Raw genomic sequence first — 18,899 nt, 5'->3', positions numbered from 1 at the left:
AATATGGGGCTATTTTTCGGCAACCTTAAAGTCGTCAATGATCGTCTGCGCATAGCTGTCATCGCAAATAACACGCTTGGCAAAGCTCCCGTGATATTGAGGATACAGCTTATCAAAACGCTCGATGATATATTGCGCGTGTTTTTTGTTTTGGGCAAAGATGATGGTTTTCCCCAGCCTGTCACCGCCCGCCACCTTGATACCCTTGGTCATTAAATCTTCCAACACCATGTCAACCGTAGCCTGGTTAAAAATAATTTCATTTATCTCAGGGGAGGGAATAAAGTCAGGCATCTCGCCATCTTCATCCGTAAAATCCTCTTCATAGCGGGCCTTATCTTCTTCGGAAAGTTCCTCATAGGTTATGCCCTGCTCCAGGAACTTGGTCTTTACCTCAATATTATAATAAGGCACCAAAACAAGGTCTTGCTCCACAGCGGTTTCATAGTCATAGGCAAAGGTTGGCACGCCGCTTTCCATCTCAAAAAAGTCGTAGGTGTTGCGATCAACCTCAATCTTGGGAGTCGCTGTCAAACCAATCAGTACGCTGTCAAAATACTCAAAAATAGTCCGGTATTTTTTAAATATACTTCTGTGGGCTTCATCCACCACAATCAAATCAAAATGGGCAGGGGTAAACAGCCGCTGTCCGTCCTCGCTCTTAGCCGTGTCAATGGCATTAAGCATCGTCGGATAGGTTGAAAATACAATGCGGGCCGTTTTATCCTCCTTATTGCTTAACAGATTACACAAGGACATATCCGGCAGATGGTTCTTAAAATCGTCCTTTGCCTGTTTGACCAAGGCGGTTCGATCCGCCAAAAACAAGGTGTTTGTTACATATCCGCCACGGGATAAGACATCGGTTAAACTGGAGGCTGTTCTTGTTTTGCCCGTGCCTGTCGCCATAACCAGCAAGGCTTTTCTATGGCCTGTGATAATATTTTCACACACCGCACGGATGGCTTCCTTTTGGTAGTAGCGATCCGTAATTTTATCGTCAATCGGTATTTCATCTAAGACTTTGCGTTCGCTGCGGCGGTTCATCAGCTTTTCAAGGTCGGCTTTGGAGAATACGCCGCTCACCTTGCGCTGGGGAGAGGTTACATCATCCCACAGATAAGTTTCAAAGCCGTTGGTGGTAAACATCATGGGCCGTCTGCCGGTCATTTTCTCTAAGCAGTCGGCATAGAGCTTGGCCTGATGGGTGCCAATCTTCGGATCTTTGGAGGTGCGCTTCGCTTCGATAATGGCAAGGGGCAGTCCGTCTTTACCATATAGTAAATAATCGGCATAGCCTTTTTCCTCATGATTCGGCATACCGTAAAGCTCTACTTCTTCCCGTACATCATCGCCGAATACCCAACCCAAGAGCTTCAAATCCACATCAATATATTTTTTGCGGGTGAGAAATTCCGAAATGTCCTCAGGTGTGAACCGGCGTTCTTCCCTATGCTGCGCTTTGTCCGCAGTAAAGCGGTCGCTCATGGCCGCAATTTTGGCACGCAGAGCCTCTATTTCAGAATCCTTTTGCTCGATTAGACTATCTTTTTCTTTGATTTTTGCTTCGTCGAGAATTACCTTTACCGCAGGGATATTTTCTTCATGAAAGCGACGTTCCTCATAATTTGCACCATAGCAATAATCAAGCCACTGTACGAATTCAAATAAAGAGGAAAGGGACAGAATCGCATCACTGCGGCTGATCGCTTTTTCTGTATGAACCGCCAGGTTGCCCAGTTTGATGATATAGGGCAGCTTGCTCCATGTCTGGTTATCCATGGTAAACTTGAACGAGGGCTCGTGAATCAACGACTGCAAATTATCCTTGTAGGGCATAGCGATGGTGTTATCCGCAGCATACACCCATTTCACCGCCAGCTCAAAGGCCTTGCGGCTCCCCACCGCCGCCATCGCCGGGGATGTGGCTAAAACCCGCTCCGCCTCGGTGCAAGCCGCGGCAAATAAGGTAAATTCAGTTTGCCCCTGTAAGAAATCGAAGTTTGCAGGCATTCGATCGACCCCGCCTTATTCCAAAGGTTTATCCAAATTTTCTAAGTTCTTAACACTCGGATTATCTATTAAAGACCGTAATTGCTCTATGGCAATCTCATTAAGTTTAAGTAAACGCTCCCTCTGCGACAATCCTTGTTTAATAAATTCAGCATTCAGGTTCTCTAAGTTAGCGAGTACAATTAGCTGCTGCAAGGTTGCATAATCCCTAATATTGCCGTCTAAATCCGGGTTTTCCGTGCGCCATTCTTTGGCCGTCTTTCCAAATAACGCAACATTAAGCAGATCCGCTTCTGTTGCATAAGTAATCCCCGCATGCTTCTTGGATACATTTTCCGGAATCAAGTTCTTCTTTATAGCGTCCGTATGTATCTTATAATTGATTTTAGAAAGCGTACGATTCAGATTCCAGTTCAAAGACAATCTACTGTTTTCTTCTGCTTTTAACCGTTGATAGTCCTTAATGATATACAGCTTAAATTCCGCGGATACCCAAGATGCAAACTCAAAGGCAATATCTTTATGGGCGAAAGTGCCGCCATATCTTCCGGATTTTGAGATGATCCCGATTGCATTTGTATTGGCAATCCATTTTTGCGGAGAAAGAACAAAAGAATTCGCTCCTGCCTGATTTTTAAACCCCTCGAATTCGAGGGGTTTAAAATTAAGATTGTTAAGTTGCTCCCATAAACCCAGAAATTCTATGGTATCTCTGTTTCTCATCCAATTTTGAATAACCGCACTTGGATCCTCGCTTTTATATCGGGCAATATCAGTCAATGAGATGTAGTCATTTTCGGTCCCACTAGAAAGTATGGCAATCTTTGTACCGTTGGCATTAATAAACGCTTTTAGATTATTTTTATCCATCCCCATTGACCTCCCCACATTATACCACTTATATGTTAATTCCATATGGAAGCTGTATTTCCTGCTTCTATCAATTCGAGTGGGCCTACTCAAAATACTCGCTCATTAAGCTATCAAAGAGGTATTGAGTTTCATCGATCGCGTTTTTCACAAACGCTTTTTGCTCTTCAATTTTGGTGACGATTTCAGCGAACTGGGTTTGGAGAGAGTGGGATGGTAGTGGAATAACTAATTGTTCAATCTGTTGTTTAGTAATAGCTTCCCGTGTTGCCCCACCAGCCCCACCAATTGATAAAAGGTAAATTTGATAACTGCTACTCGTAAACATATTGTTTATATATTCTGAGGTTGCCTTTCCTGGCTTTAATCTTACGATTGAAACGTGTTGATTAACCCTTGCAGGAAGTACATCATTTGGAACAATACATGAACGTGCAACAGATGCTCCTGTTATATTTATTAATACATCGTTTTCTTTCACTATTACATTTTCTAACTGTTTAGCTTGCTCATCATCCAGATATGCTAATTGCTCATACTTAAATTTACCATTATGTACGTTCATACTTCTAATCAGACTAATACCTTCATCTTTATAACTTTCTTTTCCGCCTTTTGGGGTAGCACCAGAACCAATTTTAGTGGTAATATCCATCAATTTTTGAACTTCCCATCCCTTTTCATTTGTTACAGGGTCGCCGAACATATCGTAAAAGATGGATTTAATAAGGTTGTCCAGCTCTGCAAGCTGCTGTCTGCGCATGGCAAGCAGTTCTGCGGCAGTGTCTAAGGTTGTGGCAATTTGTTTTTGGGTTTCAATAGGCGGGAAAATAAACAGCATGTTATCAAAGTTTCCCTTAGTAATATGTTTCATAGTTGAACCATGCGTTTGTCTTCCCATTTCGTTTAACATTCTACCAACTGCATAAACGAAGAAGTCTTTGTCTACTTCGATTTTATCAAATACTACTTTAAAGATATGTTGATTTAGGTATGCTTTACCCCTAGTCCATTTAAACACGCCAAGACTTGCAAACCAAGAAATTAAGATATCTCCATTATCTACAAGATACTTCTCGGCAATCCTCTTATCATAATAATTGAAAGCAGCTTCTTCGTTGTTTAAATTTTGAATTCTTATAATTGGAAGCCCCTTATCTGTCCACTGATCAGGTTTGAACGCAAAACCATTTATATAAGTAGCCACATCCCCCAACTTTACCATTTCCCACTTACTCACCAATAAGCCCCCTCAACTCATCCATCTTGGAAGCAATATCAATGCTTAGCTTATCCAGGCGATTTATAATCACCGCTGGCGCATCATAAACCACCTTTTCATAAACAACCTCTTTATAGCGGTTGATGGATAAATCATAGTCATTGGCTTCAATGGCGAACTTGTCCACAAAAAAGCTCTGCTTGGTTGGCTTACGATCCACTTCACCCCCAAAATTATGAAAACGGGCAAGTATATCCGGAATATCATTAGCTTCAATGGCAGAACGTTTGTCATCTAAAGAAAAGCCATCGGCTTTCATATCGTAAAACCAAACCTTGTCGGTGCCGCCTGCGCCTGTTTTGGTAAACACAAGAACGGCAGTGCTAACCCCTGCATACGGTTTAAATACACCGCTGGGCATGGAGATAACCGCCTGTAGTTGATGGTTTTCTACCAGCTCTTGGCGCAGGGCTTTGTGGGCCTTGGTCGTGCCAAATAAAACACCATCTGGCACAATACACGAGCAACGTCCGCCCTTGCGGAGCATCCGTAAAAAGAGTGCCACAAATAATAGCTCGGTCTTTTTGGTGTCGCAGACTGCCTTTAAGTTATCGTTGATGCTCTCGGCATCCACGGTACCGGTAAAGGGTGGGTTAGCCAGGACAATATCATCAGCGGAAGAAAAACTGTTCTGCTTGGAAACGCTATCCACATAGTTGATATGGGGCTGGGTAATCGAATGGAGCATCAGGTTCATGGCGGAAAGACGCAACTTGGCCACAGTAAACATGCCACCCGTAGCACAAGCCACGTCGTAGATCGTTTTGACTAAAGACTAAAGACTTAAGCCGCATACCCTTGGCTTCAGCTATGGGGAGATTGTATACTTAACCAGATCATACAACCTCTTGTTCTGATAAATTCGCTGTTTGCCGATTTTTTCAGAAGTCAGGAAGCCTTCGTTTTCAAGGGCAGTAAGGTAATTGACTGCAGTTTTCCTTGAAACTGATAAACCGTTTTCAATATAGACAATTTTTGTGTAAAACTCATGGAATAATAAATCAATCAGCTCCTTAGAATATATTTTAGGAAGCTTCTCTTTAATTTCAGCACTCATGACTTCAACTTCCGCATTGATTCTTTTGACAAGGTTTAATGTTTCCTCGGCAGTTTCCTCTATTCCGGTAAGAATGTAGACAATCCATTCCTCCCAGTTTTCCTCGGTTCTAACTTCCTGCAAAAGCTTATAATATGCAGATTTATTCCGAATGATATAACTGCTCAAATATAGGATTGGGCTATCGAGCAACTCCTTTAACACCAAGTAAAGTACATTAATTATTCTGCCTGTTCTGCCATTGCCGTCATAAAAGGGATGAATGCTCTCAAACTGGTAATGAATAATTGCAAGCTTTATCAGCGGGTCAATGTCGTCAAAGTCCTCGTTAATGTATCTTTCGAGATTGCTAAGAAGGGTTCTGATCTCATCTTCACCGGAGGGTGGAGTATAGACCGTTTCTCCGGTTCTTTCGTTCAATAAAACATTACCGGGCAGCTTTCTAATGCCAGCCCGATTTTTTTCTGTTAATCCTTGTATCTCTACAATCATATTCGTTGTTAGCATTTCACGAGCTTTAACCTGCTCATATCCAAACCACAAAGCCGTCCTGTAGCTAACCACTTCTTTTGCTGCAGAACTCGCTCTGCTTGCATCACTCATTGCTTTATATAAATCATCATGCGTTGTAATAATGTTTTCAATAGCCGAGCTATCCTTGGCCTCGTTAATCATAACTGCATTGATCAAAATGTGCTTGTTAGGAATTGTGTCTGCATAACCCTTCAGTTCAGCCAACGCCCTATTCGCTCTTGCTAATTGTTTTAGCACCGCTTTTGTTTCTAAGTCAATATTGGGTGGCAGCATAGGTAATTTATACTTGCACATTGCACGTACCTCCATATAGGTATAATATTACCATTTTTTACTTACGTCAATCGAATATAGGTATATAATGCAATAAAACTACCTATGTGTAAATAACATGGGTAGTTTTTGGACGTCGGTTCCAGGCTACATCTGGGATAGTCGCATTAGCCGGTAATACTGCCGCACACATTTGTAGCATGCTGAGTGTTTTAAGGGCTTTGTGCTTTTACTTAAATAGCTTCGAATATTCCGTTGCTCCATGTGCTATATGATAAACATAAACAACTTCGCCAATTAGTCTATAAATGCATACATATTTGTCGCACACCAGCATTCTGTAGTCACCATTTTTAAGTTCAACATCTGGTGCATAGGGACAGGATAAAGGAAAATCCTCAAGTCCAGCAAGTGCATCAAGTATTTTATCAGTTATTTTCCTTGCTGAAGCAGAACCCACCACAAGCAAATGATAGCTTGCAATCTCATCAAGTTCCTTCCAAGCAGGTGATAAAATCTCCAGCCTGAATTTAGCCATTATACTTTTCCTCCAGACGTTTCCTTGCTTCGTCTAAAGTAATAGTAGCCTCTCCCGACAATCTTGATTGCTCCGCTATCGCTATCTTTGAGCGCAGCTTTAATATTTGTTCTCTTTTCTCAAAGGCTTGAATGCTCATAACAACAAGGTCACCCTCGCCATTTTTTGTAATATAGATAGGCTCTTCCACCTCATGTGCAAGGGATGATATAGCACCATAATCGTTTCTAAGTGTTGTTGAAGACTTGATAATCATAATAATCACCTCGCATTAATTATTCTGCTATTATTATACGATAATTCTGCAGAATTATAAACATTTTCCCTGTATTTTTCTTTAATCAAGTTGCCATATAAAAAGCCGCTCCATAAGGAGCGGCCTGTATGTTTTTCTCTGGTTTGTGAGCCTTTTTCTTACTATGGATCATCCCGGTGCTTGGTTACTTTCTACTGTAGGCTCCCTTTCTCACTGGCCTGCTTAGCGAGCCACTGTTCGGCAGCGTAGTTGAGCGGTAAGGTTCGTACATCCTCCCAGACCAAGTCTTCGGTACTCCGGGTGCGTAGGTCGATCTCCTTGAAATACTCTCCGCATTCCTCGCACACGACTATTTCTAGCCCGGGGAACTCTGGAGAATGGAGATAGGTTTGGCTGGAGGCGTTTTCACTTCCACAGATGATGCATCCGACCCTTTTGCCAGGCCAGGTATGTCCACATATTCGGCAGTAGAGTTCACGTTTGCCGACAGGTGGGATCAGGAGACTGAGGCGTGTGTCTTCGCCACAGACCGGGCAAACGGCCTGCTGCCATCCCTCCTCTGCGGCATGGAGCGCTGTTTCAGGCAAGCGCTTGCGCAACCACCCGGCCACACCGGAAAAGGCGAAGGAGAGACGAGTGAGCATTTCCTGATCCGGCAGATTCCGCCCCTCTTTAAATTCCCTAATGTCCTTAGCTAAGGCTTCGGGAGAGACTTGAACGCCAATACATTCGTTAAGTCTCTGCCAAAGTTCCAGTACCGGCCCTTCGGGCAGATCGCCCAGCGTGAAATAGGGCCTGGAAGAAAACTTCGGCGTCCACTCCGTAAGGGCAGGGTGTTCTTCTTCCTGCCATTCCCGTATGCCTTCTTGTAAGATATGGTATACCTTTTCAGCTGCCTCTAACTGTACATCAACTTCCAAGGCGAGATGATCTTCCCTTGCCTTGGACTGTAAGGACTCACTCTCGTCTTTCATGGTTGTACTCCGGCTCCTTCTACCAAAAATTTTTCCATAAACCTCAAACAATCTTACTTAGTTTAATCTACAAATGTGCCAAACATACGACTATCGTGTGCCTGTTCTAAGGTTTTTCGGCCGTGGCAGGGTACAGCTATATCTAACATCTAAGTTGTTAGATATAGCGTCAACCGCTTCCGAAAAGCTTACATGCCACGTTGCTTCTTGACTTCTTCATACCAAGCCGCATGGTGGGCCTTAGCAAACTTCGATGAAACATAGCCATTGAGCATGCCATAAATTGATGCCCGCGAGTCGGGGTGAAGAAGGCCAAGGTACATGTGCCCGATCACAGCAGCTGTCATGACGAACATCGCTAAGTCATGAACGGGATAAGCCCAACGTACCAGAGCCGGAGGAAAGGCGGTGTTGAACCACATAACAAATCCGCTTAAGGTAATGAACACCGAGCCAAAGATTGTGAGTAAGGAGTTGATCTTTTCGCCCCCGTTGAATTTGCCCTGAGCCGGATACTCCCCATGCCCGCCGAAGAATTCTTTGGGGAATGCCGCAATATGCTGCCAATCCGCCTTTTCGAAGTGGAAGGCGGATTTTAACCATTCCCAGTGGTAGCGTGGATTTCCGAGGAAAAACATTGAACCCACTCCGACCACAAATACGAGAGCCGTTAGGCGATGAACCCCGCGGGCCACCTGCACCCCGCCAATAACCCCCAACGCTGGACGGAAGGATAGACTCAAGATGCCCAGTCCCGTAAACAAAAGAAGGAAAAAGGAGATGGCGTGAACCCAGTGGCTTATTCGTTCTCCTGAAGTAAAGCGCAGAACCCTCTCTGCTTCCAGGTGCTTTAGTTCAGGTTTTTCCTTAAGCTGTGGTTGTGACATTAGCGTTTTCCTCCCTTCACATTCTTTTCAGAGACGGCATCCTCTCCCTGGGAGTGGTAAGCACCCTTAAAGAGATTACCCAGGAGACCTATAACCACAGCGGCAGCCGCTCCGCCAACAGCTACGGAACCAACCGGACGAATAACATCTTTCCAGAGGGTGAGCGAGAGCGGGATTGCCGGATTAGCCGGAAGCCCGTAAACCTCCGGCTGATCGAGCAAGAGGTAGACGAAGGTTGTTCCTCCCATTTCCTTCTCCCCGTAGATCTGAGCTTTCGGATGCTCCTTTTTCACTTCGGCCAGACGTGTATGGGCCTTGGCCATCAGGGTTGTCCGGTCACCAAATTCTAAGGCGCCAGGCTGACAGGTTTGAACACAGGCCGGTTTGAGATTGTTTTCCACGCGATCGATGCACCCGGTGCACTTTGACGCCTTTTTCCGGGCCTCATCCACTTTGGGCACTCCGAACGGACAGTTGTCCACGCAGTACCCGCAACCAATGCATTTGTCCTGATTGATGACCACATAGCCGCTTTCGGTCTTGGAAATTGCCTTAGAAGAACAAGCCTTTAAGCAGGCTGGATCAGCACAGTGGAAACATTGGGCTTTGCGCATGTACCAGTGCATTTGGTTGTTTTCGTACTTTTCAACAAAGGTCAGGTATGTCCAGCTTAACGGGCTAAAATCCTTCATAGTCTGGTAGCTTGTCACTAACTGCGTTTTTTCAGCGGGTAGCTCATTCCATTCCTTACAGGCAACGGTGCATGCCTTGCATCCGGTACATTTGGACGTATCCACCAATACCATCTTCTGCGCCATCTTAAGCCCTCCTTATGTTAGCCAAGCAGACTTTGGTCTCCGGAGTCCCTGCCCCTGGGTCCAGAGAAGCAATGGTCAATTCATTCGTGCTCGGCCCCGGGCTTAATGAGGCAAATCCCCAACTCCAGGGCATGCCAATGGTTTCCGTGTTTTTGCCATTCACTTGATAAGTCTGGATACGGTCTGTTACCAGGCAGCGTACGATGACTTGTCCCCGCGCGGAGGATACCTCCACTTTATCACCGTCTTTAGCCCCGATGTGCCGGGCCAGCCCCTTGCTAATCTCTGCGAAAGGTTCCGGCATCAGTTCATTGAGCCAGGGAATGTTGCGTGTGATTCCGCCCGCACAGAAATGCTCGACAACGGCATACGTGGTGAGAACATAGGGGAAATCTTCCGCCTTGCCCCGTTTCTGAATGTCTGGGAAAGCACTGGGAACCAGGGCGACTGGATTTTCGGAAACTTTAGGATGCAAGAGGTTTAAGGTTGGGCTTTCCGTGGGTTCATAGAACTCGGGTAACGGGCCATCCACACATAGGCCTGCCGGGCGAACGCCCACGGCAGGAAGTCCGTCTTGAGGCGGCGTACTGGGTAAGCCGCTCATATATTTAGCAGCAAACAAGCGGCCCAGTCCTTCCGGATTCATCCGGAACGATTGTTTTCCTTCCGGAGTATCCGGGCCTTTCGTTTTATCCACGACATCAGGGCCATCATTGCCCACCCACAGGTTTTTCGCCGGATCCCACCAGACCAACTTGCGTTTCGGATCAACGGGTTGTCCTGACACATCGCAAGAAGCACGATTATAAAGAATCCGGATATTCCCAGGCCAGGCGAAAGACCAGTTGTTAAATAATCCCAAGCCTGAGGGATCGGCATTCCCGCGGCGAGCCGCTAAATTTCCGTTGCCCGTGACCCCGGCATAAATCCAACAGCCCGTGGAGACGGATCCTACCGGGGCTTTCAAGTAATCAGCCAACGTTGGTAGGAGTTTGCCTGTTGTTTCGTCATACCCGTTAATTTCCTGAAGAACTTTTAACGCTTTGGGTTCCTCACCGTAATCCCAGCGCGCTTTCAAAATCGGTTCATCTTTCGGGTCGGTGCTCCCTGCATAGAGCTGGCGCACCTTCTTGAAGACAGCATCAAGCATATCAAGATCGGCTTTTGCTTCGCCGAGAGGTTTAATTGCAGCCTCTTTCCATTGAATCCAGCGAGACGAGTTCGTCAGTGAGCCGTCCTTTTCGTAGACAAAAGCGGCCGGGAACATGATCACCTCCGTCTGGATCTCGGCTGGGTTTACTCCGGGTTCACGCCAAAACTGCGCCGTTTCAATCTCAAAGATATCGGAAACAACCATCATGTCGAGCTTTGCCAGCGCCGAGCGAACTAACTGACGGTTGGCGATGGAAACCAAGGAATTGGAACCGACGTTAAAGAGCAGCTTGAACTGGCCTTTTTGCATGAGCTCAAAGACTTTAACCATCGTCGCATTGGTTGCAGGGTTGAGTTTTGGCAGGTAGTTAAAGCCAAAATCATTATTCTTGTTGGCGTTTTCTCCATACCATGCCTTCAAGAGCGCGACCAGCGGTTTTTCCTGAATCGAACCGTTGCGCATTAAATAATCCCGCAGGGTTTTGTCCGTGCTGATCGGGGACGGAAGGTATCCAGGCAGGTTGTTAAAGAGATTGGCCATGTCAGTTGAACCTTGAACATTCGGTTCGCCGCGCAAGGCATTGACACCGCCACCCGCTTTGCCGATGTTCCCCAGAAGAAGCTGGATGATGGCATAGGCGCGAATTCCTTGCACCGCAGTTGTATGCTGGGTCATGCCCAAGGCATAGAGAATCGTACCTGGCTTGGCCTTGCAGAACGTGTCCGCGATCTCCTTGATTTTGCTGGCCGGAATCCCCGTGATCTTCTCGGCCGTTTCAAAGGTATAACGGGAATAATGTGCTTTCAGCTTGGTAAAAACCGTATCCGCATCCTCCAGGCTAGCAGCAGCTAAAGGCTTATTATCCGGCCCTAACTGATAACCCCAGGAATCTACGGCATATTTGTTGGTTTTCGGATCAAAACCGGAAAAGAGTCCTTCATCAAACTTAAACCCTTGTCCAACCTTAAGTAAGGCATTGGTATAATGGAGGACATAGGCCTCATCATAAAGTTTGTTAGTCAAAATATAGTTGATAATGGCACCCAGATAAGCGATATCGGTGCCGGGCCGAATTTGCGCAAACAAATCAGCTTTGCTGGCGGTGCGAGTAAAACGGGGATCAACGACAATGATCTTGGCGCCTTTGGCTTTGGCCCGGTTGATCCAGCGCATGGCGATCGGATGGTTCTCGGCACAATTGCTGCCCGCGATAAGGAAGGCTTCCGCGTTTTGTAAGTCAGACCAGGAATTTGTCATAGCTCCGCGACCGAAAGAAGGTGACAAACTTGCCACCGTGGGGGCGTGTCATATACGGGCCTGATGTTCGTTATAGGGCACGCCGAGCACCCTGCAGAACTTGCTGATGAGATAGGATTCTTCATTATCGACTTCAGCCGAGCCGAGAAAGGCAATGCCTTCCGCCCGACGGACTAAATAATTCTGCGCTAAGCCTGTACTCGCATTGACAATGGATTCGGAGTCCTTCCACGAAGCATCCCGAACCTCTTTTACCTTTTTAGCCACGCGTTCCAGCGCATCTTCCCAGGAGATCTCCTCCCAATCCTTGGCCCCGGGTGCCCTGCGGCGAGGTTTTGTTAAACGCTCGCTAGAATAAGCGACGCTGCGCAAACTTGCAGCTTTAGGACACAGGGTGCCCTCATTCGTGGGATGATCCGGATCTCCCTCCAAGTGAATGAGCTCACCATCCTTGACATACAAAAGCATGCCGCATCCGCCCGAACAAAAATGGCAGATGCTCGGGATAGTCTTGCTGCCTTCAATCCGCAAGGAATATCCTTTGGCCTGGGCGACCGCAGGATCAAGGCCTAGGCCTGTTGCTAATGCTGCCACAGAGATTCCGCTCATCTTCAAAAAACTGCGGCGTGACATATCCATCTCCGTATTCCTCCTTCATAGTCATGCGAATTCTTGTGTTCGAGCCAGTTATCAATACGAATCATAAATTAGCATTGGATTTCACAAAGCCCGAATTTTCAAAAAATACTGCAGACTCATCTTAAACCGTAATCTCTTTCTCTGTCACTATTGCGAACTTAATGCAAATAAAGAAAGGAATTATGTAAATTACGTAAATAACTGAGTGCCTGAGAGAAATCAAGATGTAAGCAATAAAAAGAGACAAAAATAGCCCAGGGAATCCATCCCCAGGCCAATGCCCAATATTCATAATATCTTTTTGTAACTTCAAATGATTTACGAAGAATAAGTTATTCGACGGTTCATGGTTTTAGGCTTGTCATACTATATAGTTTAACAGGCCGACCCACGGCGCCGTATTTCAATTCGCCTTTCAGCATCCCGCATTGTTCGAGAAACTCCAAGTAGCGCCTTACGGTAACGCGGGTGAGCTTTACCCCCTCAGCCACTGTCTCTGCCGAGACGGGCACGGAGAGCCCTTGCAAGAAAACAACAATCTGTTTCAGGGTGGAAACATTCAGCCCTTTGGGTAGACCCTCGGGCCCGATACAGCCCTCTTCATTCAGGACATTACTGACCGTTTCCTGATCGACCGGTGCCTGCTCCAAGGGGTTCAAATCCTTCAGTTCTGCCATGGTTTCCAAGCGCTCGACCATTTGGTTAAAGGCGCCGGTCAGTTCGCCAATCTCCTTTGGCCCCGAAATATCCAGTTTTTGAGTAACGTGGCCGGTGGCTACATCGCGGGTACCCAACGCAACCTTGTGCAGGGGCCTAATAATGACTTTTTGGACAAAGAACCAGCCCAAAAGCGCAACCAAGAGCGTCAGGATTCCACCGATAAGGCCCATATTAGATAGGGATCCTACCATCTCTTGCTCAAAACTATGGGATACGCCAACATAAAACATGCCAATGATGGTCCCGTTTTGAGCCCTAAGCGGCTCATAAGCTGTCCGATAGATCTGCCCGACAACATTGGCTTGGCCTAAATAGGTCTGCCCGTTTTTTAAGACCATCTGGGCTACCGGATCAGATACTTTAGTACCTGTCGCTCTGTCCCCGTTCGGCCCACGAACAGTAGTAGCCACCCGAGTATCCCCGAGAAAGAAGGTGACTGTATCCCCGGTCAGTGCTGCCAGATGGTCGACTAACTGAGTATTATTGGTAATCTCTTGCTCCCCTTTGTACAAGAGGCCATCCTGGACCCGCCATAACCCTGGATAGGTGCGTTCCACAATCTCCGAGCAAGTCGCCAGATCGGTTTTCGCTTTTATTAGAGCCGTAGCCTCGGCACGATCTTTCATATGCCAGCCCAAAACGGCCATAAAACTCCCCGACAAGAGCAAGAGTGCTCCGAGTAGTAAGGCCAGGATTTGTACTTTGAGCGAACGCATTCAAATTCACCCCGATTTTCTCATAGGAAAAATTCATACTGCCTGCGGCCAAAAAGTATGCGCCGTATTTGCACGGTATCGCCGCTCACAACATAAAACACCACATAATTCTCTACGGCCAGCATGCGATATCCTTTCATTCGCAGGATGGTATTCTTTATTAGTGGACAACGCTTTGGCATTTGCTGAAGAGAACCGATGCTATCTACAATTTCATCATAGAGTTTAAAAGCGGCCTGCGGCGAAAGTTCATTTAGATAATCAGTAATCTCCTGCAAATCTCGTTCGGCCGCGGGAAATATCCGCAGGTTATACTTTTCCATGAACATAAGGCCTCAGCTTTTCGGCCACTTCAAAGAAATCCTTTCCTTCCGCACCGTTTGCAATCTCTACCTCAGCTTCAAACAACTTGCTATAAAGCTCGATTAAAGCCTGTTGACGCTCATAAAATTCTATACTCATCACAACCATGTCGCCCGTGCCGTTCTTGGTAATAAACACTGGCTCACGCTCACTGTGACAGAACTCAGAAATCTCGTTGGCATTATTGCGCAAATCCGAAATAGGACGAATCTTTGGCATATTCCTCACTTCCAATTCTCAATATCCGCGCATTTATAGTATCATAATTCTGAGTAAATATCAATTCAGTTTTTGAGTATTCAATGGGCAGACCGTCTTTGCCACAGTATATAGTCAGCATCGCCTTTTCCTTTTGTTCGATTAGGCTATTCATTTCTTTGAATCAAAAAGAGAGGCTGACCAGTGAATCTGATTAGCCTCTCTTTCTGTGCAGACGCAGCCCTGCCTAGTTCCACACGTTCTTTAGTCCGCGAGCCGTTTATACGATTGGTACCTGATTTTAGCATCCTGCTCTGCCTCGTTAAAGAGTTCATCGGCTACTTCAGGGAAGGTTTTTTGCAGGGAGGCATACCGGACTTCACCGAGGATGAAATCGCGGAATGAAGAGGATGGTTCCTTGGAGTCAATGATAAAAGGATTTTGACCTTGGTCGCCCAGTTCCGGATTATAACGGTAGAGATGCCAGTATCCGGCCTCAACCGCTTTCTTGCCTTCCAGGATACTTTTGTCCATCCCGGCTTTGATGCCGTGGTTAATACAGGGTGAGTAAGCGATGATCAGGGAGGGACCATTATAACTTTCTGCCTCTTGGAAAGCTTTCAGGGTTTGGGCCATGTTCGAACCAAGGCATACTTGGGCGACATAAACATAGCCGTAGCTCATCGCCATCATGCCGAGATCCTTCTTGCGGATGCGCTTGCCTGCGGCTTGGAATTTGGCCACAGCAGCAGTAGGCGTGGATTTCGATGACTGTCCGCCGGTGTTGGAGTAAACTTCCGTGTCAAGGACAAGGATGTTCACATTTTCTCCGGAGGCCAGGACATGGTCCAAACCGCCATAGCCGATATCGTATGCCCACCCGTCTCCCCCAATTATCCATTGGGATTTTTTAATGAGGTGGTCCTTTTTAGCCAGAATCTGAGCCAGAAGGTCATTGCCGGCGGCTTCGGCACTGAGCGCCGGAATAATCTTGGCAGCGGCAGCTTTCGAGGCTGCTGCGTCATCCATACCGGCCAGCCATTCGCGGAAATCTTCTCTTAGTCCGTCGCTGATGGAGGTTTCGATTCCCTCTTTGACTAAATCAGCGAGTTTTTCGCGATTTTGCTTCGCTCCAAGATACATTCCAAGACCAAATTCGGCATTGTCCTCGAACAGGGAGTTGGCCCACGACGGACCTTTGCCTTCAGCATTGGTCGTATAGGGAACGGAAGGAGCACTGCCGCCATAAATAGAAGTACATCCGGTAGCATTGGCGATCATTGTCCGGTCACCAAACAATTGCGTAAGCAGTTTAATATATGCAGCCTCGCCACAACCGGCACAGGCGCCGCTAAATTCGAACAGCGGTTGGGCAAACTGGCTGTTCTTCACATTGTTTGGTTTTACAAGATTAGCCTTATTGGTGATCGTTGTCGCATACTCCCAATTGGCTTTCTGATTTTCAGTCTGTTCGGCAGCAGGTTTCATGACAAGTGCTTTTTCTTTTGCCGGGCAAATTTCGGCACAGTTGCCGCACCCCGTACAATCCAGCGGACTGACTTGGATCCGGTATTGCAAGCCGTCAAAGTCTTTACCAATTGCTTTTTTGGCGGTAAAGTTTGCCGGTGCCTTTTTGCTTTCGTCTTCATTCAAGAGGAAAGGCCGTAAGGCCGCATGGGGGCACACAAAGGAACACTGGTTACATTGGGTGCAATTTTCCGGTTGCCACTCCGGCACGCTTACGGCTATACCGCGTTTTTCGTAGGCACTTGTTCCGGAGGGGAATGTGCCGTCTTCTATGCCCATAAAGGCACTAACCGGGAGATTATCTCCTTCCAGTAGGGTCATCGGCCGTAAAATATCTTTGATAAAGTCCGGTTCATCCACGGCAGCAGCTGCTTCATCCATGGCCTCAGCCCAGGCTGGGGGTACATTCACTTTCACTAACGCTTCAATCCCGCGGTCAATCGCCTTATGGTTCATATCAATAATACCTTGGCCCTTTTTGCCATAAGCCTTTTCGACTGATTTCTTAAGATAGGTGATAGCCTCATCAACCGGGATCACATTAGCCAGTTTAAAGAAGGCAGCCTGCATGATCATATTAATCCTGCCGCCAAGCCCTACTTCACCGGCGATAGCAACCGCATCGATAATATAAAAGTTAATATTGTTCTTAGCAATATACCTTTGCATGGAGGGGGGAAGTTTTTCGCTCAGTTCTTCCTCTTTCCAGGGACAGTTAAGAACGAATGTGCTGTTTTTCTTTAATCCTTTAAGCATATCATACTGGTATACATAACCGGTATTATGACAGGCGACATAGTTGGCGTCTGTGACATAATAGGGAGACTTAATCGGTTTTTTACCAAACCGCAGGTGGGAAATCGTGACGCCGCCTGATTTTTTGCTGTCATATTGGAAGTAAGCCTGTGAATAAAGGTTGGTATGGTCGCCGATAATTTTGATAGCTTCTTTATTGGCGCCAACCGTTCCGTCCGAACCCAACCCCCAGAATTTGCAGGCGATTGTTCCTTCCGGGGCAGTTTGAATGGCTTCGCCCTCCGGCAAGGAAGTATGGGTAACATCATCTGTAATGCCGATCGTGAAGCGGTCCTTCGGAACAGCTTGTTTGAGGTTGTCAAATACGGCCATGATTTGGGAAGGTGTAACATCTTTAGAACCTAAACCGTAGCGGCCGCCAACGATCACAGGCTTAAGTTCATTTTGATAGAATAGGTTTGTGACGTCCAGATAGAGGGGTTCGCCCAGGGAACCGGGTTCCTTCGTCCTGTCAAGTACGGCAATTCTCTTTACGGTTTTCGGTAAAACATTGAAGAAATACTCGGCCGAGAAAGGACGATAGAGATGAACTTTGAGCACGCCTACCTTTTCACCTTGGGCCATCAAATAATCGACGGTCTCTTCAATTGTTTCGCAAACAGAACCCATAGCGATAATGATTTTTTCGGCATCCGGCGCACCGTAATAGTTAAACGGATGATATTCCCGGCCGGTTAGCTTTTTAATTTCTTGCATGTAGTTTTCAACGATATCGGGTACGGCATCATAAAAACGATTGGCGGCTTCTCTGCCCTGGAAATAGATGTCGGGGTTTTGGGCAGTGCCTCTCAGTACAGGGTGCTCCGGATTAAGCGCTTTATTTTTAAATTCCTGGAGTGCTTGATAATCAACCAATTTTTCAATATCTTCATAGTCAATGACTTCAACTTTTTGGATTTCATGAGAAGTCCTGAAGCCGTCAAAGAAATGGAGAAAGGGAACCCTGGCTTTTAAAGCACTTAGGTGAGCAATAAATCCTAAGTCCATTGCTTCCTGGACACTTGCGGAAGAGAGTAGGGCAAAACCTGTTTGCCGTACTGCCATCACATCCTGGTGGTCACCAAAAATGGATAGAGCATGGGCGGCAAGTGATCTGGCCGTAACGTGAAATACTCCCGGAAGCAGTTCACCGGCAATCTTATACATGTTTGGAATCATGAGCAGTAAACCTTGCGAGGCCGTATAGGTAGTTGTTAAAGCGCCTCCTTGCAAAGAACCGTGTACTGCCCCTGCAGCACCGGCCTCGGATTGCAACTCGACAACTTTAACAGACTGTCCAAAAATATTCTTTTTGCCGTGTGCTGCCCATTCGTCCACAAACTCTGCCATGGGCGACGATGGCGTGATCGGGAAAATCGCAGTAACTTCGGTAAAGGCGTATGATGCATAGGCCGCTGCTTCGTTACCATCCATAGTTTTAGTATTGGTCATTTAATAATCCTCCTCCTGATTTCCTAGCTTATGAAGATGTTAATAATATCTTTTTGTTTGGCCTCTTTTTCCGAGAGTTTAAGCATGGGTATGTCTAAAAGAACCTGCATACTCAAAATAATAACATAGTTCGCTAAGTATGTGAACGCTAAAATTAAACAGTACAGAGCCATTTAGTCGGCTAATGCTCACATAAAATAACACCTTTACGGTTTTACCTGAGAATCTTCACACAGCAAGTACGCAAACGGGGGCCGTCAAATTCACAAAAATAAATCCCCTGTCAGAGGCCTAGGAGCAAGATTTCTTAAGTCTGTTATCTATATAAAAATAACATAGGTAGTCTTTTTGAACTTCTATGAACACATTTAATAAACAAATTCACTCTATAAAAGACATCCATAATCTTGTCGACAATCGACAATATAATCCACGTACATTGTGCTGCCTTTAATTTGATAGATCAAAAGATACCGTTTGTATATTAACAGCTTCCGGTATTTATTGATAGGTAAAGCGGAATCTGAAAGCCAAGGATTTCGCTCCGGAAATTTTTCCAGAGATTTTATGTACTCGC

Annotated in this window: 14 protein-coding genes and 1 pseudogene; all 15 read right to left on the bottom strand. The window is 46.2% G+C overall.

Annotated features, from left to right (window positions below; translation table 11 throughout):
• Positions 1–9 precede the first annotated feature (9 nt).
• Complete coding sequence (locus ACYQ2N_RS15485; RefSeq protein ID WP_460000171.1) at positions 10–2,013, bottom strand: DEAD/DEAH box helicase family protein; 2,004 nt, start codon at positions 2,011–2,013, stop codon at positions 10–12.
• Between the two features lie 15 nt (positions 2,014–2,028).
• Positions 2,029–2,883 (bottom strand): KilA-N domain-containing protein, encoded by an 855-nt coding sequence (locus tag ACYQ2N_RS15480; RefSeq protein WP_460000170.1) that lies wholly within the window; start codon positions 2,881–2,883, stop codon positions 2,029–2,031.
• 85 nt (positions 2,884–2,968) lie between these two features.
• Positions 2,969–4,123 carry a restriction endonuclease subunit S gene (locus tag ACYQ2N_RS15475; protein ID WP_460000169.1) on the bottom strand — a complete coding sequence of 385 codons (1,155 nt, stop codon included), beginning with the start codon at positions 4,121–4,123 and terminating at the stop codon, positions 2,969–2,971.
• Positions 4,116–4,877 (bottom strand): annotated as a pseudogene (locus ACYQ2N_RS15470) (HsdM family class I SAM-dependent methyltransferase); the annotation flags it as partial. The gene ACYQ2N_RS15475 and the pseudogene ACYQ2N_RS15470, both read right to left, overlap by 8 nt.
• Positions 4,878–4,973: 96 nt before the next feature.
• Positions 4,974–6,050 carry a Fic family protein gene (locus ACYQ2N_RS15465; RefSeq protein ID WP_460000168.1) on the bottom strand — a complete coding sequence of 359 codons (1,077 nt, stop codon included), beginning with the start codon at positions 6,048–6,050 and terminating at the stop codon, positions 4,974–4,976.
• A gap of 208 nt (positions 6,051–6,258) precedes the next feature.
• Positions 6,259–6,567 carry a type II toxin-antitoxin system RelE/ParE family toxin gene (locus ACYQ2N_RS15460; protein WP_460000167.1) on the bottom strand — a complete coding sequence of 103 codons (309 nt, stop codon included), beginning with the start codon at positions 6,565–6,567 and terminating at the stop codon, positions 6,259–6,261.
• Entirely contained in the window at positions 6,560–6,823 is a 264-nt protein-coding gene (locus tag ACYQ2N_RS15455; RefSeq protein ID WP_460000165.1) for a type II toxin-antitoxin system Phd/YefM family antitoxin, read from the bottom strand. The genes ACYQ2N_RS15460 and ACYQ2N_RS15455 overlap by 8 nt, the downstream gene beginning before the upstream one ends.
• Positions 6,824–7,014: 191 nt before the next feature.
• Positions 7,015–7,797: a formate dehydrogenase accessory protein FdhE gene (locus ACYQ2N_RS15450; RefSeq protein ID WP_460000163.1), complete on the bottom strand. Its 783-nt coding sequence runs from the start codon at positions 7,795–7,797 to the stop codon at positions 7,015–7,017.
• A gap of 188 nt (positions 7,798–7,985) precedes the next feature.
• A complete protein-coding gene (locus ACYQ2N_RS15445; RefSeq protein ID WP_460000162.1) occupies positions 7,986–8,684 on the bottom strand; it encodes a formate dehydrogenase subunit gamma in 699 nt (232 codons plus the stop codon).
• The gene (locus ACYQ2N_RS15440) at positions 8,684–9,502 is read right to left on the bottom strand and encodes a 4Fe-4S dicluster domain-containing protein (protein WP_460000161.1); all 819 of its coding nucleotides are present in this window, start codon (positions 9,500–9,502) and stop codon (positions 8,684–8,686) included. The genes ACYQ2N_RS15445 and ACYQ2N_RS15440 overlap by 1 nt, the downstream gene beginning before the upstream one ends.
• Before the next feature lies 1 nt (position 9,503).
• Complete coding sequence (fdnG, locus tag ACYQ2N_RS15435; RefSeq protein WP_460000160.1) at positions 9,504–12,551, bottom strand: formate dehydrogenase-N subunit alpha; 3,048 nt, start codon at positions 12,549–12,551, stop codon at positions 9,504–9,506.
• Between the two features lie 344 nt (positions 12,552–12,895).
• A complete protein-coding gene (locus tag ACYQ2N_RS15430) occupies positions 12,896–13,987 on the bottom strand; it encodes a cache domain-containing protein (RefSeq protein ID WP_460000159.1) in 1,092 nt (363 codons plus the stop codon).
• A gap of 20 nt (positions 13,988–14,007) precedes the next feature.
• Positions 14,008–14,310 (bottom strand): type II toxin-antitoxin system RelE/ParE family toxin, encoded by a 303-nt coding sequence (locus tag ACYQ2N_RS15425; protein ID WP_460000158.1) that lies wholly within the window; start codon positions 14,308–14,310, stop codon positions 14,008–14,010.
• A complete protein-coding gene (locus ACYQ2N_RS15420; protein ID WP_460000156.1) occupies positions 14,297–14,569 on the bottom strand; it encodes a type II toxin-antitoxin system Phd/YefM family antitoxin in 273 nt (90 codons plus the stop codon). The genes ACYQ2N_RS15425 and ACYQ2N_RS15420 overlap by 14 nt, the downstream gene beginning before the upstream one ends.
• Before the next feature lie 243 nt (positions 14,570–14,812).
• Positions 14,813–18,322 carry a pyruvate:ferredoxin (flavodoxin) oxidoreductase gene (nifJ, locus tag ACYQ2N_RS15415; protein ID WP_460000154.1) on the bottom strand — a complete coding sequence of 1,170 codons (3,510 nt, stop codon included), beginning with the start codon at positions 18,320–18,322 and terminating at the stop codon, positions 14,813–14,815.
• Positions 18,323–18,899: the final 577 nt, after the last annotated feature.

It is taken from the genome of Paradesulfitobacterium aromaticivorans (genome assembly GCF_054657415.1).
This window is presented reverse-complemented; position numbering and strand designations above follow the sequence as displayed.